Genomic DNA, 21,128 nt, shown 5'->3' on the forward strand with positions numbered 1-21,128 from the left:
TACATGGGAAAATTCAAGTGAAGATAAATTTGGTATCTGTTGCTATTTTTGAACGATGTATTTCTTTTGATCGAAGTCATATTTAAATGCAACGATCATTAATGCATCACCCGTTGGATTTCGATACGAGTAGAGCAGCGTCGCCTGTTTTTCTCGGTACACGACTGTGCCTTCAGCATAGGCTTCTCCAATCGTAGAGTAATTTTCTGTATGGTGAAGCGTCAAGACACCAAGTCCTTTACCTGAAAGAACACGATCGACGTCAGCTATTGTCATGCCGGGCTTGATCTTCTTTTCAGGTAAGAGTCGTTTCTTTGACGGTGTTTTAGGAATGTATTCCTTTTCCGCAAGGTATAAGGTGTGACCGTTTTGTTTCGTTTTGAAAATCAGATGCATTCTTTGCTTAAACCAATGATCGTCTGTTACTTCATAGGGATAAAAGGCAAAAGCGTACAAAGCATAGTCATCTTCAATTTCTCGTAATGCAGCTTTTTGTTTGAGTGTTGTGACGCCGTGTTCTTTCTTTATGTATTTCTTATATGATTTTCCGTAGAGCGATTTTGCAACGTCTGTCGCGGTCATGCCGAGTTTTAGCTTCTTGTAAGATGCATACTCCTTTGTTGCTGCGTCGACAGAATGAGGTGCGAAAACAGCACCAATCATCGAAAGTGTGAACAGAAGCGCGAAGAGTACTTTTAACTGGGTAAGGTATGATTTTTTAATAAATAACATCATGATTATGTCTCCTTTGACAAACTTCTTAAAAACCGTGCGATTCTTTTCGTTTGAGATACCAGAGTAGTCCTATAGTAATGCAAAAACCAATCGCACCTAATATTCCGATGTACAAGAAACCAATGAGATCATTTCCGATATTCTTTTGAAAAAAATAGGATGAACCAAAAATCGCAGTGGCAACCATGAAAATATTGCGTAGTTGGCGAAGTATTTGACGCATTGTGGACAATCCTTTCTGATTCAGTTGTCTGCTCGACGGATTTCAGTCGCAATAACCGAGTCCTTTGCAAACGTCACTTGAATCGTGTCACCCGTCTGAATGGCAGCCGTATTATCTGTTTTGCCATACACGATCGTATCCGTTGTGACGCGAATCTTTGTCAAAGCATACTGTTCGTCCGGTTTTTGTTCACTCGGAGCAACAAACAGCGTGTCACCAACCATCTGTTCGACGATGCGTGCATCATCCTGATGTGTACAGGCACCGAGCAGCATACAAAGGAATAAAATAGAAGCAAATAGCCTACGACGCGTCGGCATGAATCAGGCACCTACTTTCGTCAGTTAATAGGGTTTGATGAAATCATATTATTATATAAATTTTACCAGTTGCGACACCGATTGATGTAAATTAAAAAAATCTTTCTTGCTTTGAAATGAAAGGAATTTAGGCATAAACTACGTATAATTAATAAAATACCATCATCTCGATCAGAGGAGGAATTACGATAAAGCTAGCCATCTGTACCTGCTACGAACCACTGGATGTCTTGCATATTAGAGTGATACCTCGTTTGGCTCCGAAATCAACTGTAGTACTCATCAAAGTGTATGCATCTGTCGTCCACTCCAATCTTAATTTACGTTGCATCGTGCGCTGCCGGAACGGCTGCTGTTCGAATCGCAAAAGCAAAAGGGCTTCAGGTGACGGCTGTCTGTAATGGACAAAATGCGGAGCGGGTCAAAGCGCTCGGTGCCGATCACGTCATCGATTATACAAGGGACGGCTACGATGGATTGTTGCTGGAGTACGATGCCGTCTTCGATGCGTCTGGAAAGATTAATAAGACGAAAGAGAAACGGCACGTCAAACAAAACGAGTCTTTGCATCCGTCGCGGGGTAAGGTGTGGCGAGAGAACGGAAAGAAGATATACACTATTTGAATAAACTGTTTGAAGCGGGACGATTTAGAGCCGTCACGACCATATCTGTTCATTTGATGAGATCGTCGAAGCGCACCGTTATGTCGACACCGGGCGAAAATTCGGTAACGTCGTCGTGATGATTGCAGAAGAAATAAAATGATTCAGTAGCTTGGAAGTCATTGTTTTTGAGTGTTCATTGCTTGAGAAGAGTGTATAAATTACAAAGAAAACGAATGGAACATGACATCGTGTAGTATAGATAATATCATTCAAAAAAGACCTTCTCGATTGTATCAAGAAGGTGTTTGCTTTAGTTTTGCTTTGGCAAACTGATCGTCATATTCATTTACTGCCTGTATCATCTTGTTGAAGTCTTAAAATCGTTTAGAAGATAAATTGAAATTGATGCTTGCAGCTGCACGGGAGCCATCAGCGGCTGCTATCAATAAAGAAGAAGAACCGCTTTTTTCAGTCTCTCCGGCAACGTATACCCCTTCGACGGATGTATGACCAGTTCCATCCGTTACGATGGCTCCACTCTCATCAAATGTACATCGTAATTGTTGAGCCAAATCGTTTGAACGATAGAATTTAGGAACGACGAATCCACCTTGTCTTGCAACCATTGTTCCATCTTCTAATTCAATATGTTCTAGAATACCTACCTTTCCGTGTAAGCGTTTAATTTTTGTTGTGTATGCTTGAATGTGGTTACGATCTAAATCGTTCCGAACGTCTTCAGATAGTTCAAAACCATTTGTAAAAACAACTAAATCGTTCGACCAATTGAAAACGAGCTTTGCTAAATGGTGAGCAAAGGCTGGATCTTCGGCAATGACAGCTAAGGGTAAGTCTCGCATCTCCCAGCCATCGCAATAGGGACAACTAAACAAACTTCGCCCATAATACTCCTTGATCGCCTCCAGGGGAAATTCTTCTTGAATTCCGGTTGCGAGTAGTAGCGTTTCAGTTATATAACGATGCTGACCGGTTGAAACTTCAAACAGATGATTCTGATTATCTTGTTTTACTTCGATGACTTTTTCGTTGCAAATCGTAATGGACGGATATGCTTGTAGTTCTTTTAATCCGATCTCTCTAAACTCTGACGGTGTAATTCCATCTCGAGTGAGATAACCATGTGATTCTTGTGTGACACGATTTCGATTTGTAGCATCATCGAAAATCACAATATTTCTTCGAGCTCTTCCTAATGTTAGGGCAGCAGCTGATCCGGCGGCACCTCCGCCAATCACGATGCAATCATATACGTTCATGAACATTTCCTCCTTTTATATAACAGATATTAAAGAGTCATAGTGTCTGTAATTAAAGCAAAAGACATCACTTGTTTCAAATGGATGATGTCTCATTAACTTGATTAGATAAGTCACTAATAAGCGTGTGTCTTAATGAATCTAAAAATTTGTGTTCAGCAGTTTCGATTGATTTCTGAATCAAGCAGTTCGGATTGTTATTGAGACAAGCGTCAGACATGGATGGTACGCCTTCAATTGCAATGATGACATCAAGCAATGAAATCTCTTCCCAACTTGGTTTTAATTTGTATCCACCTGTAGCTCCAGTAGTCGAGATCACCATACCCGTTTTGACTAGCTTAGTTAAAATCTTCGAGAGGTATGTGGGTGAAACGCCTTGTTGCTTGGCTAACGAGGCTACACCAATATGATCATGAGAATGATTTACAGCTAAAAATAACATCGTATGGAGTGCATAATTGGTTGCTTTTGATAATTTCATATTCTCACCTTAATTACAGACTTAATATGTCTATAATACCGTTATTCGTACGAACATCCAAATGTTATGACTTAAACTAACGAAAGAAGGGTTTATCTGCAATCCACGACCACCTGCAGAAGGTAGTTTTTTAGTCGTTATCCAATATATGTTAAAATGAAATCGTATATTTTTTGATGAAGGGTGATAGAGAACATGAAACAACTGTTTGCGTTTGAGACAAAAACCGACTATGACAAATACGAAGCGGTCACGCATCGCTTTCAAGCACGGTTAGACGAGTATCAAACGATCTTACAAGAGAAGTATCAACTGATCGCCGTGCCGAAAGGAATCGTTTGGACGTCAGCGGAACTCGCGACGACCGTCTTCTCGGACATTCCGATTCCGGCATTTACGAATAAGGACTTGATTTACATATCACCAGACGTTGCAGAATGGCGAACGTTATTTTTGTCTCAACTCGACGGGAAGGACGTATCGCATATTCGAGCGTTCTACGAAACGCTTGCGGAAGATCACGTCCTGACGATTGCTGCTCATGAACTGACGCATCACTTGGATTTGTTCGTTGATGAATTCGACGATGAGAGAGAAGACGGAATCTGGTTCGAAGAGGGAATGTGTGAGTACCTACCCCGGAAGCATTTGTTGTCGGACGAAGCATTCAAGCGAATTACGACAATTGAGACAGAGCTGGTCGAGCTCTTTCAGGAGGAGTATGGAGCGCGCTCGATTGATCAATTTGGGAGTGCCTCCTATGCTGGTAGTCTGTCGAGTATCATGTTTGATTATTGGCGGAGCTTTCTCGCAATCCACCATCTCATCGAGGAACGATATGACGGGGACGTCTTACGCGTTTTCGAAGCATATCGGAACTGGCATGAGCAGGGGCGGATCGTGCCGCTCTCGACATACTTTAATCTTCAGTCGGTAAATCGCTAAGTTGTATTTGTAGTGGAGGAGGGCTTGTGAATCGTTACAGTATTCTTTCGTTATCTGCATTCATCTGTTTTTGTTTCTTATTTTTCTTGATGAAGAGCGGAGTCAGTCTGAAAGGGTTTGGAACTGTCTATATCCTGCTTCTGTTTATCGTTCCGTTAGTCGGCGTATACACAGGGTACAAAACGAAGCATCGAGTACTTAGATGGCTATTCGTTGGTATCCATCTTATTACGTTCTGTATGATGTCCTATTTGCTGTTACTGGCTTACGGTATTTCTGAGCCTTAAAAAGATTAAATAAAAAAGTCAGCTGATTCCATCTAAAAAGGAATCAGCTGACTTTTCATGATATGTAGTGTGAAATAAGAAAGCATCTCGTGACTTAGTTTCGCTTGGGCAAACTAGTCGTCGTGCCCATCTCAACGACTCGGTCGTCTTGAAGACGATACAAGAAATATTCCTCTTTTTAGAGCCCTTGACCACGGACTTTTACGGCAATCTTATAGCGTTTTTCCTTAACGCGGTGTTTGTCGTCATAAGCAGAGTGGAGTGAGACGACACGAGCTGGACCGTATTTTTTATCGACATAAGTCTCAACCTTAGTGCTGACGTGCTGCTCGAATCACTCATCGTATCGGACGTCTAAGTAAAACAGCAGTCCTCCTAATAGGAGTGAGACAATTAAAACGTTCATTCCGACTTTTTTCAATTCATCACTTCCGATCGTTCCATAGCATTAAACCTAGAAAAGCTGTTACAGATGATCGAAAGACGATGCATCATAACAGCGATTGAATCATTAATTTGAAAATCTACATCATTTGAGTGATTGCTTTAGAGATCGACTCCAACTAATTTAAGAATGATGACGATCGTGATAGCTGAGAGCGCAAAAGAACCGGCAAAAGCAAGTTGTTTTTTCAAATGGATCTCCTCCTTATGAAAAGGTTACCATTATTATGCCATTAAATAATTTGTCTGTAAAATTAATTCCAATTAGAACCGTGGATTTTCATCATAATGTTTCAGAAAGGAATAAAAACATCCTTTCGTTAAGAAAATGGGCAGATTGTTTGGTGACTTAAAAATAGTGATAGTGTGTCTTTAAAATCATGTAGTGATAGATATAAAGTATTAAAAAGCATATGTGAACGTTCTGAACGCGTCATATAAATGAATTTTATTAGTTTTACACCAAGTTTAGTAATAGTTGAGGCTGTTGGGAGAGTAAGTGATCGTTTGCGACGTAGTGATGATAGGACAATGACGAATCGTTCATATGAAAGAGCGTCAACTGCCGACTCTCGAAGTCGACTTCTTCTATGTAGACAAGTTCTGTAGGGCCACCGGAGTGATGGAGAGGAAGCAGTTCTAAGGATAATCTCTCCCGTAAAGCGATAAATAACATGACTTCCATTTTATAAGCCGTAGAAACGGAAGAATCAATAATGGATGAATCGATGGAGAGATAAATAATTGGATTCATAGTAGATAACGACACCGGATGAGTGATTTCTTTTTGAAGGTGCTGCATGGTGGACCTCCTTATAATAAGAACGTATGTTCATATTATGGGGGATGAATCCATTTTTTGCAATCCTATATAACGTTAATAGCCTCATGATGTCTCATTCATAATCGCTCGAGTTTCACTGTGAGATAGCGGAATCTACTTTCGAAAAGAATGCTGAAATTCTTATATATCTTGCGATAACCGAATCATATCCGTGCACCGGATCCCGTTTTCGATGATCACCTCTTCATAGTGTCTCAAGAAGAAGTTTAAATCGACTCCAACGATTCTGAATCCACATTTTTGGTAAAGTGCTAGCTGTCCAATGCTTGAATTGCCCGTCCCGATTTCAACGGTCGTATACCCCAGTGTTTTCGCTGTGCGAATCGCATGTCGTAAAAGATTTTTTCCGATACCTTGTCCTTGATGCGACTCATCTACTGCGATATTTACGATTTCTATCGTTTGAGGTCTTGTCGGGAGAAGTACATATACACCAATCCATTGGTCATTTCTTTCAGCGACAAAACAATAACCTCTTTTTGCATAGCTTTCGACTAACTTTTGAGACGGGTCCGCTGCTAGCAAGAGGTCCATCGGTGGATTTTCATGGACGGATAATTGTCGGATGTTCATATTCATTCTCCTCACGGATCGATTGATATATGTTTGTCTTAGGCTTCAGTTTCACTCTGCTGCCACAATAGCTGATGTAGAAGCGTTACGAAAGAACCTGTGAACTTCTGTCCTTCTTAAGAATACAAAATAGCATGTAAGAAAAAAAGTCGTCATCCGTATCGAGTAACGGAAAACGACTTTCTTTTGTTAGATTAAGATCATGATCGTTTAGTTAGACGGGAGAAGCTTTACGACATGCAAGGTGGATTTTTTCCCGTTCGTGATGGAGTAAGTGAGTTTCCCATCTTGCAGTAGAGGAAACGATACCAGCTCTTCAAAGTCCGTCAGAGGAGCGACGGTCTTCGCTTTTAAGTCCGCATATATCAACTGATGGATGCCTTCTCGGAAGACGATTTGTGTGTTCGAAAGGAATTGAATGCCGTTAATCAACGTCTGGGCACTGGAAGCAGAATAGTTCAGCGTCTGTTCGTCTAATCCGATGGGTTGGAATATGGCGTCGCCTTCTGTGCCGAGAGCGAAATAGGTGCCACTACGACTGAAATCAATTAATCCGGACATCTCTTTTTTATAGGCACCATCCAGAGTTTCAAGCACACGGATATTCTGTCCGTTTTTATAGTGAGACGTGTATAAGGTCACGCCGTCATCGCTATCGCGGTGCTCGTACGTGAATAGTCCGTCTTGTGTTTTTCCTGTTGTTAAGATGAAGGATTGGAGTGGCGTGATCTTCCCGGTTTTTAACGAATACGTCTTGATCGTGGAGACCGTTTTATGTGCAGTCGCCTCTTGCGTGATCCAGGACGCACGAGTTGACGTGACATCGATTCTCGGAGGGGATGTATCGAAGCGACTTTCGCCTGTATCAAGTGTTTTCACTTGATTCGTCGTGATATTTAGTTGACGAATCGACCATTTCACACCGGTCTTTGTCGGCTGTTCCGTTTCGACCCATAGTAAAAACGCACCTGTACCCGTCATCATCGGGATTGCATTCTTCGTCGCATGAACAATTTTGTTATGCTGTCGTTTCGTATCGTATGTATAGATGACACTCTTGTTTTCTTGTAGGTCAAAGTAGAAGATCTGGTTTTGGTAGAAATACTGTGGATCGATCGAGACACGGTGTTTGCTCAGTAATGAAGAAAGGTCGTACGTTTTCGTTTGACCTAACGTGACGCGCTTCGTTTGCTTTTCTAATTCGATTGCTTGTTGGTTATTGGAGTCGGTCGTTGCTTTCTTCAAGGAAGTGTTTACTTGTTCAGGTGACGCGATATTTTTTTGTGCTACACGCGGTGTCGCTTGTTCTTCCATCATGGTACAACCCGCTGTCGTCCAAACGATGGTCGAGAGGAAAAAGACGGATGCGAATCGATGTAATTTCATATCGGATAGCTCCTTCGAAGATTTTTGGAAATGTAGTTCATTGCTGTACCTCATGTGAAGAAGGACTCGGACGACGGGTGTAAAGAAATACGAGATACCACCACTTTAATGTGTAGGCGAATAAGAAGATACACATCCATGCCCACGGTCGCAGCGTCGTCAATCCTTCGTAAAAATGTTTGAATTCTGTAATGTCAAGACGGTACAAAGAGTTCCAAATGAATAGTGCATACAGGAAAAGCATCGCTACCACCGCTCGGATCGACGCTTTTCTCAAGGCTGGATGCTTGATCGCGACGAAGATTGCACTGATAAGCGTGATGAAAAAGAATGCGTAGGAAAGTACCCACACCCACATGTCATTGGATGGTCCCATATGTATTTTCCTCCTCAGTTAATCATGGATGCGTCTAGACGATCGTCTAAACAAAACAGAAAGAATGACATCAATTAGTAAGCCAATCAAGAACCAACTGATCAAGGTCAGGATGTAGATCAGGAACAGTGGGACATGGAAGGAATCTAGCCACGTTCCAAGAAAGGATCGTGATTCGAGAAGCCAGAAAACAGGGCTCGTCAGAAACAACAAGGTGTTTTTATCATCGTAGCCGAAGGCATTGAACAGACAGACAGCAAGTGAGAGCAAGGGTAGCCAGAGTCGAAAACCTTTACGCATTGTTATTCATCTCCTGTTTGAGTGGGGGGTTCATCGGACTTGAATCAAAAAGGCGGATAGACCGTCGCCATGTTCATTCCACCCGGCAACGACCTCATAGGTATACGTACCTTGAGCAGACGGTGCGCTAAGAATGTCGTTTTTTAATGAAACCTGTTCACTTTTCGTTTTCGAATCCCAGCGTACGACTTGGAGAGTATCGGGTTTACGATCAAACGAGAGATGAATCTTTTCAGAGGGTGAAACGATGACGGGTTTACTTTTTTCAGTCATGTGTAGAGCATCGACATAGATCATGTCAGCACATTGAGCACTGAATAAACTGGACCAGCAATAAGAACCTTGGACAGTCGGAATTGGTTTACCGTTTACTTCGACGTCGGGGTCGTAGGGTTCAATACGGAATGGCTCAAAATAGATGAAAAAAGCAATCACGACAAGTAGTGAACCAATCAAAATGAATTAAGGATACCAACTCCTCCTTTATTGAATAAATAATAGTGTTAAATCGGAAATTAAAATCAATCAAATCATGTATCGTGGAGAAGAATCCTTATATAGAATCATTTTCCACAAAAACTATAAAATCCCTTCAAATGGATGAAGGGATTATGAATGAGGCACACGTGTCTCTTTGAGATGACTAGGTTTTGGGGAAGTCATGTTCCTTTTACGAAGAATGGAGGAATCAATGCTTCTCCCAGTGGGCTTGATAATCGAGAATATATTGACTTAGGGGAATCGGCTCAGTACCAGTCACCTCGCGGAATTGACGGTTCGTTCGTTTCGTGAGTCCGAGACTAATCGGGAGGTGTAACATGATGACTTCATTGACGTAGCTTTTCGGATATCCTTTTTGAACCATCTTCATTTGGAAGAATGGAATCGAAGGGTTCGTGTAACGGATCGTCTTTCCTAAGAGTAGCGTCATCAGACTTGCGATTTCATGGAAGCCGAAAACTTCCTCGCCATGCAACGTATAGACACGATTGAAATGGGGGGCAGGATGTTCGAGGCAACGGATGACGAACGTCGCGATATCCCGGATGTCGATCATGCTTGTCTTCCCAAGACCAGCGGGCGTAACGATCTGCTCGTGAAAACGGATGTCATCACGCATGAAGAGATTCAAATTTTGCATGTAGTATCCGGGACGGATGATCGTAAACGGGATACCGGTCTCTTGAATGATCTTTTCGATCGTATGGTGAGGTGTCAGCGGAAAGACTGGAACATCCTTGAACGAGAGATAAACAATGTGCCGGACTGAGGTGAAGCGCAAATAGCGCAGAAAGAGATGGAACTGTCGTGTTGATACTTGGGACGGATACATCAAAAAGAGTTGATCGACGCCTTTTAACGCTTGTGAAAACGTTGAGATATCGGCGTAGTCCAGGTGACGATAGTGAAAAGCATTGCCGAATTTCTCTGAAGCAGCTGCAGGGTCGATGACAGCCGCACGAAAGGGAATATGTCGCTTCATCATTGCATGACCGACGGCTAGTCCAACGTTTCCTGTGAATCCTGTTACTAAAATCGTCATGTGTAACGTCCTTCCTGTACACTTGACTGAACTGCTGTTTGATGAGAAGTAAATCATGATATGTCTAAGAAAAAGTGAGGTGGTAAATCGTCCGCTAATTGCTTTATCGTAACTTGATTGAGCGTATTAAAGAATGAAATCAGTGCAACATCTAATAGTTGATCTAACGCACATACCTGATAACGCGTTCCCGGAAAAAGCGGACGTTCGAATAACGCGACGACATCTCCGACCCGGACAGTATGACTCAATGGGAGGAGTTGAACACCGCCTTCTCGTCCAGCATGGGTTCGTAAAAGACCTGCTCTTCCTAAAATTGAAATGATTTTCGTGAGATGCTCGTACGAGATGTTACATTGAAGCGAAATGTCTCTCGTCTTTACGTATTCTCCTCTTCGTGTCATCGATTTTGAGGTGTGTGCCAAAAAAAGTAATGTCAGTAAGCCATGTTCCGTAGCACGTTTCAACCGCACGACCGCATCTCCTTTCATTTTTGACTGACGATGATATCAGACAATCAAGAGACAATATCGCGTCATGGAGGAAAAGGGCGCTTTCGTCATGTAAACATGCGTGTAGGAATCATCGAATGTGATCAAAGCAGAAATGAGGTGGGCGCGAATGTACCGACAGGAGAGGCTTCGCCGTTGAGGCGTAATCAGTTCATCTCTTCGAGAATCGAAGTCGAGCAACAATTGCAATGGGTACTCTGTGAATATCGTCACCTGACAATGAATGCCGAGCCGGTGATAATAATCGACGATGCATTGACGAACGAACAGTGCTCGTTCATGAGTAATCATATGCTTTGCCCTCCTCTTCATTTACCCAATCGGATAAGTGGTCTATTATATATTGCCGAAGGGTGATCGGTCGTTCACCAATTAGTTCTAGAAAGTGGTTATCCGTCTCATCCGCTAGACCTAATAAGATCGGCACATGAAGTTTGATGATTTCATTGGTTTCTTCGTAAGACAATCCATGTTGCATCATAAAGGACCGGAAAAAATCAATAGACGGGTTCGTATACATGATCTCTGTTTCAAGTTCTTCTCCGAGAAGCCGGGCGACTTCGTAAAAATTGTAAGCCGCTTCACCGCTGATCGTATAGATTTTATTGAAGTGAGTGGCTGGGTTTTCAAGACACGTCATCACGACGGTCGCTACGTCACGGGCATCAATCATGCACGTCTTACCAATTCCTGCCGGTGCGAAGAGGTGTGCATGATCTCGTAACATATCTCGCATGAACATGTTTAAATGCTGCATGTAGTAGCTAGGACGAATGATCGTGTAGGGAATGTCGGTTTGGCGAATGACGACTTCAATACGATGATGTGGCGTGAATGGGAGGGATAGTGCGTCTTTGGCTGAGAGGTAGACGATGTGTTGTAGGGCAGTCTGTCTGAGATAATGAATAAAATATTCGAATGTCTCCAAGTCCGCGTTTGCAGGAAATTCGAGAAAGATTTGATCGCATCCTGCGAGTGCTTCTACGAACGTCGAGGCATCCTGGACATCGAATCGACGAAAGTCAAAATGCTCTCCATATAATTCGGAAGCGGCTTGTGGATCGGATACCCCAATGCAAAAAGGCTGTTCTTCCGTGCGCATACGTTGGCTGACGAGCTGCCCGATCGGTGAAGAAAAGTCCGTAATGAAAATCATGGGAAAATTCCTTTCCTCTCTTAGATGAACGAGGCATCACTGATGTTGTAAAGTGGTAAATAAAATACTTGTATTAGTTATATAATACCCTAATTATCCTTCAAATACCGGATAGATGATAGTTCCTGCTAAAAACATAATTAAGTATTCCATTTATTCAATATATGAACCTTAATATTCAAAAAAATTAATTATTAATACTTATGTTTACATATCTAGGTTTATTATGAATATTACTCGACGTATTTTTCGTGAAAGCTATTGTAAAGTTCCGCGTATGTTTCCTTGAGTGTCCTAATCGCATTCACGTCTGTTCCGATGACATCCACTACATCAGTCGACACATACAAAAGGAAATCCGAGTCAAAGAAGACTAGGTTTGTTCGTTCGTTTAACGAATAACGCGAATAGGATGAAAAGAACAGCGGTCATCGCTAATCGATAGGTCAGGGATACTTCCAAGGCGACAGGTGTTCCTTGGATTTTGACAGCAATGAAGTTCAGTCCCCAGACGATTAAACAAAATAGATACATGAAGTATGTCATAGCAGGTCCTCGTTTAAGTAGTTTACTTCCAATTCTTTTCCTGTATTTCATCTTACCAAAAGTAGAACGTTAAGAAATTAATTTCGGTATAAATAGAAAAATCACTGACCGTCATATGACAGCCAGTGATTAAGTAGTAATCATAATTTGATTTTAACGGTGTAGATATAACCGGTAAATCCGCCATTTACATTCATCACGAAGGTGTTCTCAGTTTTTGGAACGATGTAGATGACGTCGATTTTTGAGTGTAAAGGAGCGAGATATCCTAAATTATCTGAATAGGCTTTTTTATTGTGATTGATTGTTTTTTCAGGGGTATAACTTTTCTTATGACTATCTATCAATGGGAATGTAAATGGTTTGTAGTCGATGTAAGAGTCGGCTGTAGCTTCACCTTCTACTCGTAATTCAAGCGTGACAGAAACAGCTTGTTTGGATGATGGTAAATCAGGAAGTTGAACTCGTTTAGCAGAACTAACCTTGAACCCATGGTACTTCATTACATTAGGATCACCTGGGTAAGTTTGCTTTCCACCTTCATCCATCAATTTCTTGATGACATCTGTATTTGTTTTTTTCGACTGTTTCTTTTGTCCGGTCTTCTCAGCGGTTGATGCAGCATTAACAGCATCGACTTCAATTTTAACGGTCGTCGGTTTGGCAATCGCTTCACTTGTCGCGAAAAGAACATAGGTGTTTTTTTCACGTGGAACACGGAAGACAAGATCGACGCGTGAAACGGAAGGTGGATAATAACGATAGCCATCCTTCCATACATCTGGATTCCGGTTCTCATAATCGACAGCTTCGTATACGTTACCGTTTGTATCTTCTAATGTAAACCAGTTTGGTTTATAAATATAAAATCCTCCTTCTCCGTCATCATCCTTGAAGTTCTCCAAAATGACAGGTACAGTGACATATTGTTCTTTCTCAAGAGCCGGTAACTTTAACTCTTTTGGTGGTGTCGGTAGGAGTTTTCCAACGCGGAAAATATATTTTTGCGAATCCGGATCACCTGGGTAAGTTCGGATGACACCACGATTCATCAGTTTATCGAGATTACTCGAATTGACTTTCTTCGAAGATGATTTTTTCTTTTTAGACTCATTTATATCTGCCAATTTCGTACCTGTCGTCTTGATTGATGGTGAAGCTGTTTGTGCGGGTTTTGTTGGTGTCGGTCCTTCTTCGGTCGTAGCAAAGAAGAATAGGGAAGCGACACCGACGACAAGGGCACCACCGACTGCGGATAAGGCGAGTCGGAAACGTCGTTCCGTCGCTTTCGTATTCGTTGCGACGCTCCCGATTGCCGCGTTCGGTGTAATGCTGACGGCGCGTTGTGCCGGTAAGAGGGCACCGAGGACGCCAGTTATCATTGGAATCAATAACATGATACTCAAGAAACCAAGTTCGCTAGTCGGGAACTGGTTATAGACAAAACCGATCATTGCAAGGGCGATCAATAAGCCAATGATTCCGGCGAAAAGTCCGGTCATCAATCCTTCACTTAAGACGAGCGTCCGGATTTGACCGTTCTGCCAACCGGTCGCTTTTAAGACAGCGAGCTGACTCTTTCGTTCGTTGACGTTTTGCCACATGATCTCCGTCGTCGTCAGGATGGCGATGAGTAAAGAGACGCCCATCGCCACGTAATGCATCGTACCGACTTCAAGCGCGACATATTCACCGAGCCACGTCGCGTACAGGACACCTTTCAGTCGAAAGGTGATGAACAGGAAGAAAATAAAGAGACTTGTTGGCAGGGCGATTGCAATTGTTGAAAGGATCGTCCGTTGCCAATACGTCACGAGCTGGTTGATGCTCATTCCGAGGACACCTTGCGCCCGGACGAAGCGTCGTCCTTTTGAGACTTCACCAGAGCGCATGCTCTCGAAAGGTTGAATCAGGCGGATGAGCGTCATCGGGACGAGCGTACCGCCCCAATAAATCAATAGACCAGCGAGCCCGATTAAAAGGATCCGCGTAAGCCCAATCGGATGATCCGTCGTCAGCCAGAATGAACCAAGAATCGTCCAAGAAATCAAGGCGACGAGTGTGCCGAGCAGGGTCGCTTCGAGGAACAGCAGTTTTGAAAGTTGACGCGGACGCCAACCGAGCGACAGTAAAATTGCGAACTCTTTTTTTCGCGCATAAAGTAAGATGATGTTCGAACTAAAGACATAAACGAGCGCGACAGCGATGACGCTCAAGATAATACCACTCATCCCGACTTTCGCTTCCTGGAAAATTGCCATCGATGAACCAAGTTTGATCCACGGTTGCTGGACCCAGCCGAGTGCTGATTCACCTTTTAATCCAGGGAGGTATGTCAGCGCGAGTTGTGGTGAGGAGCCGAGCGTAACATCCGTAATCAAACCAGTCTTATCCTCGATCTCTTGAGCGACAGCTTTCAACTTTTTCTCACTCGTCGCGTTCATCGTCTCGACACCTTTGACGTTGACACGAATGGCAGAAATCGCTTTATCACCACGTAACTTAAAGGCGGCGTCAAGCGTCGTCAGCATCGATGGTGGTTTCGTCAAGAAGTCATACGGATCGTTCGTCGGCTTGACTTCTCGGACTGGATTGACCGGTTTTTCATTCTTATCCATGACCCATTGGGCTTTCGCGGGGAAATAGGTCTCCATCGGCAGTTCTGTCAACGGATCCTTCGAGATGTTCAATTTTTTTGGATCAAAGACACCAATAAAGTTCAAATGCATTTTCGGAACGTTTTCTAGGCTACCTGTGCCGTCACCGAAGATACGAGCTTTTCGATACATTGATCGTTTCGAAATCAGGACTTCTTTTGCAACCTCTTGAGGCGTTACTTGATAAGTAAATGGCCAACGTTTTGCAAACGGACTCGCAATTGTTTGATACTCGACGGCTGATGGTTTTAGATACATCCAGTCAAAGCTACCAGCAGCATTTTCTGGAACCTTATCTTCAAGAATATTCTTTACGAATTGTTTTGACGCTTGCTTTGTCGAAATATAGTATTCTTTCGTATCTTTGACAGGAAGCGTTTTGAGATAGGATTCGCCACCTTTTTTCATGATACTGCGAACCGTTTCAGTCATTGAGTCTTTAACGAGCGGGATATCGACTTTCTCATAGCGATAAGTCCGCGAAGCATTCACGTACTCGTGGCTGTTCATGATTAGTGGGATGTCCCATACACCGTCACCATAATCGTTGACAATATCTTCTTTCGTGAAATAACGACTATGTGTTGCCTTCTTAGTTGCTTGATCGAGTCCTACCAATCGTGCTTCTGCTTCCGGATCAATCCCGGCAAGCATAACCGAACTCCCGTAACCGTAAATAGGAAACTCGCCTAATTCTTGTGGTGAAATATCTCGATTCAATCCGTCACTCTCAGGAGGGAACCATCCGGCTCCAGCAAAGAAGGAGTGAGACTCTGTTTCTTTTTTTAGTCCAGTATCTTGCATATCTTTGAATGAAATCTTATAAATGCCTGGCTCTTTGAAGTTATACGTATCCTTCACAGCATCTGTATTGTAGTTTCCGATCATCGCAATCGGTGCGGCGACTTCGACGTCTGCGATTTGCTTGATCGTATCGTACTGCTTGCGGGTGATCCCGCCGTCGAGCCCACTCATGTAATTTGGCTCGAGCAGGTTCAAGTCTTCTGTCACGCTCCGACTGCCTTCCGGTCGAACGACGATATCGTAGGACGATCCCCAGCGTTTTTGCAGTTCATCGACGACCGTTCCATTGTTGGCTTGCGTCGTACCGATTAAATAACTGAGTCCTGTACTGACGATCAGAACACCGACGAGGAGCAAGATGAACCGCTCCTTGTTACGCCACCAGGAGTTCCAGATGAATCTCAGCATGTTCTCCACCTCATTTCGATTTGGTTAATTGAGCATTGCATAAGATGCCTTTCGATAAGATATTCTTTTATCCATATATTTCTTTTTATTTTTCCATTATATACAAATAAGAGTGAATTGACTAAAAAATCTGTTAATTATGGATATTAATTTTAAGGAAATAGAAATAGCACTTCACGGAGGAGGTGCTACATCAGGATTGACTCTTTAAACAACGCGTGGATTCCGTTTCCGCATGATGATCTCGTCAAACGAAACGCCATCATACAGTAAGGCATCAGGAATCATTTCAATGATTTGAAAACCGGCTTTCTTATAAGCTGCAATTGCTCGTTCATTGTGCGAAAACATTTCGAGTTCAAGTTGACTCAGATGAAGTTCTTCGAAACAAAATCGAAAGATACACGCGATTGCCTCTGTCCCGTATCCTTGACCGGTCCAGGGGAGGGCACGCAGTGAAATCCGAAAGCCAGCGATTCCTGAATCCAAATCGATATCAAGTATCGAACACTCACCAATCATCTCACCCGACGTCAGGCAAATTGCAAAATCATGACGCGTCGCATCAGCTTGAATCGAGAGAATATGCTGTTCAATCTGTTCGAGCGAAAACGTCACTGTCGTTCCGGTCAGGTAACGTAATGTCTCATTTTGTGTTTGTTGGAAGAAGACGTGCGCGTCCGTCACTTCAATCTGGCGTAGAAAAATTCGTTCTCCAGTCAACTGCATGAATATCTTCCTTTCCTTCTCATGACGAAAGTTTAATCGTTTCATCGGTTTCGGTCGTAAAATATTGACGTTTCGTTCGGTCTTGCACGATGAAGACGATCAAGCCACCAATCAGGAGGAAGCCAACTGAAGCAACGGTATACGTTAAGCGAATCGAGGTCTCAGCATAGAAACCAATTAACGCCGTCAAGAGAATGACACCAGTCGATTGTACAACGTGGATGCTACTGAGGAACCGTCCCATCAATTCGACCGGAATGTGTGTTTGAGCAAACGTCATGAAGCCAGTGTTTGCGAATGCAAGGGCAAAACTTAGCAAGAAAAAGCCAATCGCTGCAATCAAGAATGACGTCGCCGAGGCAAAGATCAAGTAACCGACAGGCGTCATCAGTGCCCCAAACTGGATCAAGAACCGGAGCGACAAGCGATGCGTAAAGGTTGCATTGACCGCGGAACCACAGATGATGCCGATTCCGGCGATACTGACGAGGAATCCATACGTACTCTCATCCATCTGCAAAACGATCGTCGCAAACGAGGCTTCAAGCGAATCGAGACCGCTCATCAAGACGATCATCAGCGCATAGAAGGCGTAGACGAGCGTGATGTAGCGCCGAGTCCGTGCAAACTGAAAGGTTTCTTTCCAGTCCTTAAGAATCACTCGGAGTGAGAAGGGGACTGCTGTAGTCGCCGCCAAGCGGACGTCAGGCAAGACGGACAATAAAGTGGCAGAACACAACAGTGCTCCCGCGTTGAGGACAATCGCCGTCTCAGGAGAACCGATTAAAAATAAAAAGCCAGCAATCGATGGTCCGAGAATGAAACCGGCCGACTGAATGAAATTCTTTAATGCATTGAACCGTTGGCGACTAGTCTCTGGCACGAGCTTCGTCATGTAGATCAATGAGGATGTCTCAAACAGCGTATTACCGATGTTCAAGATGAAGACGAGCACATAAAGAACATACAATGAATCGATCAATGTCAGTGAAAAGACGAGCGCGGCGCGCCCGACGTCAAGCATTACGAGCAAGCGACGTTGATTGATTCGATCGACGACACTGCCGGACCAAAGACTCGTCAACAGCGCGGAGATCGGTAACAGGATATAGAGAACGGAGACGGCGAACGCCGATCCCGTTCGTTCGAGGACGATTAAATTCAAAGCGATGAAGTAGACCCAAGCTCCAATGTTCGAGACACCGACACCAAGTAACAGCAATCCAGGGTATTTCCAATTCGACATATGACACACTCCTTTTTTAATTGTGTTTTAAGCCAATAAAAAAATCCCACCTCCAAGACGTTGGTCTTGGGGACGAGACTGTGCGTGTCGTGGTGCCACCCCTGTTCGCGAAACCGTCACCGGTACCGCCTTCATCGGTACGACCGCTTTTAAACGGCAAATACCTGAGCTCGATAACGGGAGCACCCGTCACGATATCCCCGATTCGGTTCCACCGTGCTGCTCAGAGGCTTGGTTCGGTCAATGACTTTTGCTCCTTCCCACCAATCGGAGCTCTCTAGGAAAAATCGAAATGACGTACTGTTCTCTTCAATGCGTTTGATTCATATGATTTGTCTCATCCTAGCATATGCCAAATGAAACCGTAAAGAATTTTTATCATTTTTTTACAATTGTTGAAAAAAGTACATAGGTATCAAAATTTGAAAAAAGATAAAAGTGGTAAAATATGTAACGTGCTATATGTTACATTGTCTTAGTTATGTGTTCACTTTCAAGAAAGTCATGCGAAGGAGGGAAAGAAATGAAACGTTTGATTTTTTTCATATCTCCACTCCTTGTTCTTACCGGAGCTGTTTTTTTCACGACGTTCCGTCCAGTCGAGCAAGCGATCTATTTCTTCATCTTATTTTTACTGACCTGTCTTTCAGCGATGACATTAGTGGAGCGCATCGTTAAACGTCATGAAGTGATTCAGCGACTGAACTCAATTCATCCACTTATCGGGATCGTAATGGGGATAGTTGTGCTTGGCTCATTAGTCAGTGGTCTCATATGGTTAGCACCTTCGTTATCGAATCCGAGTCTCGTTGGTCTTCTCGTAACCTACCTTTTCATGTATGGTGGAATCCTCGTTCTCGGTTTCATTGTCAGTTGTTTCTTCGAAGGCATAACGCGACAACCGAAGGATCAATTGATTCGCCCAGTCTTTTTGTTCATCGGAATCGGCTATCTCATCTTGACCGTCTTCGGAATCTTGCAACTGTATCGTCAAACCGGATGACAGCAAACCCCACTGAAGTCATGAGACGACAGTGGGGTTATTGTATTTACTGCACTTTCAGTAAGAATCCGAATTGTCCGTCGCCTTGTTTCCAGCGCGAGTTCAATTCATATACATAGACACCAGGTTCTGTTGGTGCGTTGAACTGATCATCTTTTAATACAACACGAGATTTCTTTTTCTGTTCGTGCCATTGTGTTAGCTTAACTTGTTCTGGATTGCCGGATAATTCGACACGGACGACTGATCCGGAAGAGACATTAACCGGTTTTTGTTCTTTTGCCATATCGAGTCCATCGCGATAAACTTTATCACCACATTGACTGCGGAGTAAGCTGTCCCAGCAATAAGACCCTTGAACGGTCGGAACATCCTTTCCGTTCGCCTTAACTTCAGGATTCGGTGGTACGCCACGGAATGGTTCGAAAACGATGATGCACACGACTAGAATCAATAGGACGACCAATACTAAGCCACGTTTCATGAGGGACCTCCTTGGTATTTTCTTTATTTTACCAAAATATAAAAATTAAATAGAAGAGCTTTTAAATGAAAAGATATTCAGTTTTTAATTTTTTGTGAGTTTGATCATTTATTTGACGTGGAGTGTATGTAAAACAAAAGGGTAAAGGATAAAAGAATCTATATCTAGACCAAAAGAAAGTGAGGCAAAAACATGAAGGCAGTCACGGTCACAGGACATGGTGGGCTCGATCATCTGAAGTACATTGATATGCAAACACCTCAACCGAAACAAGGCGAGGTGCTGATTGAAATCAAAGCCTGTGCCTTGAACAATACAGAAATCTGGATGCGGGAAGGCACTTATGGTGCGGAGAATGAGTCGGGCTGGAAAGCGGAAGGTGTGCAATTCCCCCGAGTTCCCGGTTCAGACATTAGCGGACGGATCGTCGCGGTTGGAGGCGGTGTCGCGGAATCAGAAATCGGACGAGACGTCGTCTTGTTCCCGTTCACGGCGAGTGGAGAAATCGCTGACGAACAAAGTGCCGAGGACTTATCGTTCATCGGCTCTGAGTATGATGGCGGATACGCGGAATATGTCTGCTGGCCGCTCGAACTCTGTTACGAGATGCCGCTTGCCTCCTATTCGGACAGTGCGGTCTTCTCGGTCAGTGGATTGACGGCGTGGCACATGGTCGAACAACTCGACTTACAAGAAGGACAGACGATTCTCGTGACAGGCGCCAGTGGCGGTGTCGGTTCACTCAACGTCCAGATTGCGAAACGTGTCTTCGGTGCCCGTGTCGTCGCACTCGTCGGTGACTTGAAGCTGACAGATCAACTGCAAGAACTCGGGGCGGACCTGGTCGTTTCCTACCGCGAGCCGGACTGGGATCAGCTGGTCATGCAAGAAGTTGGTCCGGTCGATGCGATTCTCGACGTCGTCGGCGATGCGGTGTTCAAACAAGGACTGGATCTGCTGAAGCGCGGCGGAACGTACTGTATTTCCGGATCGTCCGGGGGACAGGTGACGTCGCTCGATTTTCGGACACTTTACTTGAAACATATCCGTCTACAAGGATCCGTCCTTGGCAATCGCCATGATTATGAGAAATTACTCGAGGCGGTTCGGGCGCAGACGATTCAGCCCGTCATCGACCGGACGTTCTCGCTCGCTGAAGCGCGAGAAGCCCAAGCGTACTTTAAACAAGCTGGCAAATTCGGCAAGGTCGTCTTGCTACCATAAGAGAAACCGAACAAAA

22 protein-coding genes, 1 pseudogene and 1 other annotated feature are annotated in these 21,128 nt (G+C 43.7%); of the genes and pseudogenes, 4 read left to right on the forward strand and 19 right to left on the reverse strand.

Annotated elements, in window-relative coordinates; genetic code table 11:
* Positions 1 to 42: 42 nt before the first annotated feature.
* On the reverse strand, positions 43 to 735 hold the full coding sequence (locus tag ACY2IG_RS07720) for a hypothetical protein (protein ID WP_462618657.1): 693 nt from the start codon (positions 733 to 735) through the stop codon (positions 43 to 45).
* A gap of 243 nt (positions 736 to 978) precedes the next feature.
* Complete coding sequence (locus ACY2IG_RS07725) at positions 979 to 1,278, reverse strand: hypothetical protein (RefSeq protein ID WP_462618658.1); 300 nt, start codon at positions 1,276 to 1,278, stop codon at positions 979 to 981.
* 291 nt (positions 1,279 to 1,569) lie between these two features.
* Here ACY2IG_RS07725 and ACY2IG_RS07730 point away from each other — a divergent pair, with 291 nt between their 5' ends.
* Positions 1,570 to 1,902 carry a zinc-binding dehydrogenase gene (locus tag ACY2IG_RS07730; RefSeq protein ID WP_290773729.1) on the forward strand — a complete coding sequence of 111 codons (333 nt, stop codon included), beginning with the start codon at positions 1,570 to 1,572 and terminating at the stop codon, positions 1,900 to 1,902.
* 356 nt (positions 1,903 to 2,258) lie between these two features.
* Here the strand turns inward: ACY2IG_RS07730 and ACY2IG_RS07735 are convergent, their stop codons facing one another.
* Together ACY2IG_RS07735 and ACY2IG_RS07740 are read right to left on the reverse strand one after the other, a co-directional pair.
* The gene (locus ACY2IG_RS07735) at positions 2,259 to 3,161 is read right to left on the reverse strand and encodes an NAD(P)/FAD-dependent oxidoreductase (RefSeq protein ID WP_329470838.1); all 903 of its coding nucleotides are present in this window, start codon (positions 3,159 to 3,161) and stop codon (positions 2,259 to 2,261) included.
* 76 nt (positions 3,162 to 3,237) lie between these two features.
* On the reverse strand, positions 3,238 to 3,645 hold the full coding sequence (locus ACY2IG_RS07740) for an RrF2 family transcriptional regulator (RefSeq protein WP_329470840.1): 408 nt from the start codon (positions 3,643 to 3,645) through the stop codon (positions 3,238 to 3,240).
* A 195-nt stretch (positions 3,646 to 3,840) separates the two neighbouring features.
* Between ACY2IG_RS07740 and ACY2IG_RS07745 the strand changes: the two genes are divergently transcribed.
* On the forward strand, positions 3,841 to 4,590 hold the full coding sequence (locus tag ACY2IG_RS07745; RefSeq protein WP_462618659.1) for a collagenase: 750 nt from the start codon (positions 3,841 to 3,843) through the stop codon (positions 4,588 to 4,590).
* 1,188 nt (positions 4,591 to 5,778) lie between these two features.
* Here ACY2IG_RS07745 and ACY2IG_RS07750 read toward each other — a convergent pair.
* From ACY2IG_RS07750 to ACY2IG_RS07815, 14 genes and pseudogenes are all read right to left on the reverse strand, one after another.
* On the reverse strand, positions 5,779 to 6,123 hold the full coding sequence (locus ACY2IG_RS07750; protein WP_462618660.1) for a hypothetical protein: 345 nt from the start codon (positions 6,121 to 6,123) through the stop codon (positions 5,779 to 5,781).
* Positions 6,124 to 6,285: 162 nt separating this feature from the next.
* The gene (locus ACY2IG_RS07755) at positions 6,286 to 6,738 is read right to left on the reverse strand and encodes a GNAT family N-acetyltransferase (protein ID WP_035408230.1); all 453 of its coding nucleotides are present in this window, start codon (positions 6,736 to 6,738) and stop codon (positions 6,286 to 6,288) included.
* Between the two features lie 210 nt (positions 6,739 to 6,948).
* Complete coding sequence (locus ACY2IG_RS07760; RefSeq protein ID WP_462618661.1) at positions 6,949 to 8,124, reverse strand: hypothetical protein; 1,176 nt, start codon at positions 8,122 to 8,124, stop codon at positions 6,949 to 6,951.
* A 37-nt stretch (positions 8,125 to 8,161) separates the two neighbouring features.
* Positions 8,162 to 8,500 carry a hypothetical protein gene (locus ACY2IG_RS07765; RefSeq protein ID WP_462618662.1) on the reverse strand — a complete coding sequence of 113 codons (339 nt, stop codon included), beginning with the start codon at positions 8,498 to 8,500 and terminating at the stop codon, positions 8,162 to 8,164.
* An 18-nt stretch (positions 8,501 to 8,518) separates the two neighbouring features.
* Positions 8,519 to 8,800, reverse strand: a complete 282-nt coding sequence (locus tag ACY2IG_RS07770; protein ID WP_462618663.1) for a hypothetical protein — start codon at positions 8,798 to 8,800, stop codon at positions 8,519 to 8,521.
* Between the two features lie 30 nt (positions 8,801 to 8,830).
* Positions 8,831 to 9,256, reverse strand: a complete 426-nt coding sequence (locus ACY2IG_RS07775) for a hypothetical protein (RefSeq protein ID WP_462618664.1) — start codon at positions 9,254 to 9,256, stop codon at positions 8,831 to 8,833.
* A gap of 232 nt (positions 9,257 to 9,488) precedes the next feature.
* On the reverse strand, positions 9,489 to 10,343 hold the full coding sequence (locus ACY2IG_RS07780) for an NmrA family NAD(P)-binding protein (RefSeq protein ID WP_462618665.1): 855 nt from the start codon (positions 10,341 to 10,343) through the stop codon (positions 9,489 to 9,491).
* A gap of 53 nt (positions 10,344 to 10,396) precedes the next feature.
* A complete protein-coding gene (locus tag ACY2IG_RS07785; protein ID WP_290750013.1) occupies positions 10,397 to 10,816 on the reverse strand; it encodes an RrF2 family transcriptional regulator in 420 nt (139 codons plus the stop codon).
* A 36-nt stretch (positions 10,817 to 10,852) separates the two neighbouring features.
* Entirely contained in the window at positions 10,853 to 11,146 is a 294-nt protein-coding gene (locus tag ACY2IG_RS07790; protein ID WP_023468121.1) for a hypothetical protein, read from the reverse strand.
* Positions 11,133 to 12,011 (reverse strand): NmrA family NAD(P)-binding protein, encoded by an 879-nt coding sequence (locus ACY2IG_RS07795; RefSeq protein WP_462618666.1) that lies wholly within the window; start codon positions 12,009 to 12,011, stop codon positions 11,133 to 11,135. The genes ACY2IG_RS07790 and ACY2IG_RS07795 overlap by 14 nt, the downstream gene beginning before the upstream one ends.
* Positions 12,012 to 12,383: 372 nt before the next feature.
* Positions 12,384 to 12,557, reverse strand: a pseudogene (locus tag ACY2IG_RS07800) (DMT family transporter); the annotation flags it as partial.
* Between the two features lie 140 nt (positions 12,558 to 12,697).
* The gene (locus ACY2IG_RS07805) at positions 12,698 to 16,426 is read right to left on the reverse strand and encodes an ABC transporter permease (protein ID WP_462618667.1); all 3,729 of its coding nucleotides are present in this window, start codon (positions 16,424 to 16,426) and stop codon (positions 12,698 to 12,700) included.
* 207 nt (positions 16,427 to 16,633) lie between these two features.
* Complete coding sequence (locus tag ACY2IG_RS07810) at positions 16,634 to 17,155, reverse strand: GNAT family N-acetyltransferase (RefSeq protein WP_462618668.1); 522 nt, start codon at positions 17,153 to 17,155, stop codon at positions 16,634 to 16,636.
* Positions 17,156 to 17,174: 19 nt separating this feature from the next.
* Complete coding sequence (locus tag ACY2IG_RS07815) at positions 17,175 to 18,401, reverse strand: MFS transporter (RefSeq protein ID WP_462618669.1); 1,227 nt, start codon at positions 18,399 to 18,401, stop codon at positions 17,175 to 17,177.
* A 65-nt stretch (positions 18,402 to 18,466) separates the two neighbouring features.
* Positions 18,467 to 18,723 (reverse strand) — a binding site (T-box leader).
* Positions 18,724 to 18,924: 201 nt separating this feature from the next.
* On the opposite strand from ACY2IG_RS07815, the gene ACY2IG_RS07820 reads away from it, so the two are divergent.
* A complete protein-coding gene (locus ACY2IG_RS07820; RefSeq protein WP_462618670.1) occupies positions 18,925 to 19,404 on the forward strand; it encodes a hypothetical protein in 480 nt (159 codons plus the stop codon).
* A gap of 46 nt (positions 19,405 to 19,450) precedes the next feature.
* On the opposite strand, the gene ACY2IG_RS07825 is transcribed toward ACY2IG_RS07820, so the two are convergent.
* Positions 19,451 to 19,888 carry a hypothetical protein gene (locus tag ACY2IG_RS07825; protein WP_462618671.1) on the reverse strand — a complete coding sequence of 146 codons (438 nt, stop codon included), beginning with the start codon at positions 19,886 to 19,888 and terminating at the stop codon, positions 19,451 to 19,453.
* Positions 19,889 to 20,080: 192 nt separating this feature from the next.
* Between ACY2IG_RS07825 and ACY2IG_RS07830 the strand changes: the two genes are divergently transcribed.
* Positions 20,081 to 21,112, forward strand: a complete 1,032-nt coding sequence (locus ACY2IG_RS07830; protein ID WP_462618672.1) for a zinc-binding dehydrogenase — start codon at positions 20,081 to 20,083, stop codon at positions 21,110 to 21,112.
* Positions 21,113 to 21,128: the final 16 nt, after the last annotated feature.

The organism is Exiguobacterium sp. EF_C8 (genome assembly GCF_054956715.1).

Excerpts from the sequence above, each read along its gene's own strand:
- ACY2IG_RS07720 (WP_462618657.1), bottom strand. The coding sequence starts at position 735 with ATGATGTTATTTATTAAAAAATCATACCTTACCCAGTTAAAAGTACTC.
- ACY2IG_RS07725 (WP_462618658.1), bottom strand. The coding sequence starts at position 1,278 with ATGCCGACGCGTCGTAGGCTATTTGCTTCTATTTTATTCCTTTGTATG.
- ACY2IG_RS07730 (WP_290773729.1), top strand. The coding sequence starts at position 1,570 with ATGCATCTGTCGTCCACTCCAATCTTAATTTACGTTGCATCGTGCGCT.
- ACY2IG_RS07735 (WP_329470838.1), bottom strand. The coding sequence starts at position 3,161 with ATGAACGTATATGATTGCATCGTGATTGGCGGAGGTGCCGCCGGATCA.
- ACY2IG_RS07740 (WP_329470840.1), bottom strand. The coding sequence starts at position 3,645 with ATGAAATTATCAAAAGCAACCAATTATGCACTCCATACGATGTTATTT.
- ACY2IG_RS07745 (WP_462618659.1), top strand. The coding sequence starts at position 3,841 with ATGAAACAACTGTTTGCGTTTGAGACAAAAACCGACTATGACAAATAC.
- ACY2IG_RS07750 (WP_462618660.1), bottom strand. The coding sequence starts at position 6,123 with ATGCAGCACCTTCAAAAAGAAATCACTCATCCGGTGTCGTTATCTACT.
- ACY2IG_RS07755 (WP_035408230.1), bottom strand. The coding sequence starts at position 6,738 with ATGAACATCCGACAATTATCCGTCCATGAAAATCCACCGATGGACCTC.
- ACY2IG_RS07760 (WP_462618661.1), bottom strand. The coding sequence starts at position 8,124 with ATGAAATTACATCGATTCGCATCCGTCTTTTTCCTCTCGACCATCGTT.
- ACY2IG_RS07765 (WP_462618662.1), bottom strand. The coding sequence starts at position 8,500 with ATGGGACCATCCAATGACATGTGGGTGTGGGTACTTTCCTACGCATTC.
- ACY2IG_RS07770 (WP_462618663.1), bottom strand. The coding sequence starts at position 8,800 with ATGCGTAAAGGTTTTCGACTCTGGCTACCCTTGCTCTCACTTGCTGTC.
- ACY2IG_RS07780 (WP_462618665.1), bottom strand. The coding sequence starts at position 10,343 with ATGACGATTTTAGTAACAGGATTCACAGGAAACGTTGGACTAGCCGTC.
- ACY2IG_RS07790 (WP_023468121.1), bottom strand. The coding sequence starts at position 11,146 with ATGATTACTCATGAACGAGCACTGTTCGTTCGTCAATGCATCGTCGAT.
- ACY2IG_RS07795 (WP_462618666.1), bottom strand. The coding sequence starts at position 12,011 with ATGATTTTCATTACGGACTTTTCTTCACCGATCGGGCAGCTCGTCAGC.
- ACY2IG_RS07805 (WP_462618667.1), bottom strand. The coding sequence starts at position 16,426 with ATGCTGAGATTCATCTGGAACTCCTGGTGGCGTAACAAGGAGCGGTTC.
- ACY2IG_RS07810 (WP_462618668.1), bottom strand. The coding sequence starts at position 17,155 with ATGCAGTTGACTGGAGAACGAATTTTTCTACGCCAGATTGAAGTGACG.
- ACY2IG_RS07815 (WP_462618669.1), bottom strand. The coding sequence starts at position 18,401 with ATGTCGAATTGGAAATACCCTGGATTGCTGTTACTTGGTGTCGGTGTC.
- ACY2IG_RS07820 (WP_462618670.1), top strand. The coding sequence starts at position 18,925 with ATGAAACGTTTGATTTTTTTCATATCTCCACTCCTTGTTCTTACCGGA.
- ACY2IG_RS07825 (WP_462618671.1), bottom strand. The coding sequence starts at position 19,888 with ATGAAACGTGGCTTAGTATTGGTCGTCCTATTGATTCTAGTCGTGTGC.
- ACY2IG_RS07830 (WP_462618672.1), top strand. The coding sequence starts at position 20,081 with ATGAAGGCAGTCACGGTCACAGGACATGGTGGGCTCGATCATCTGAAG.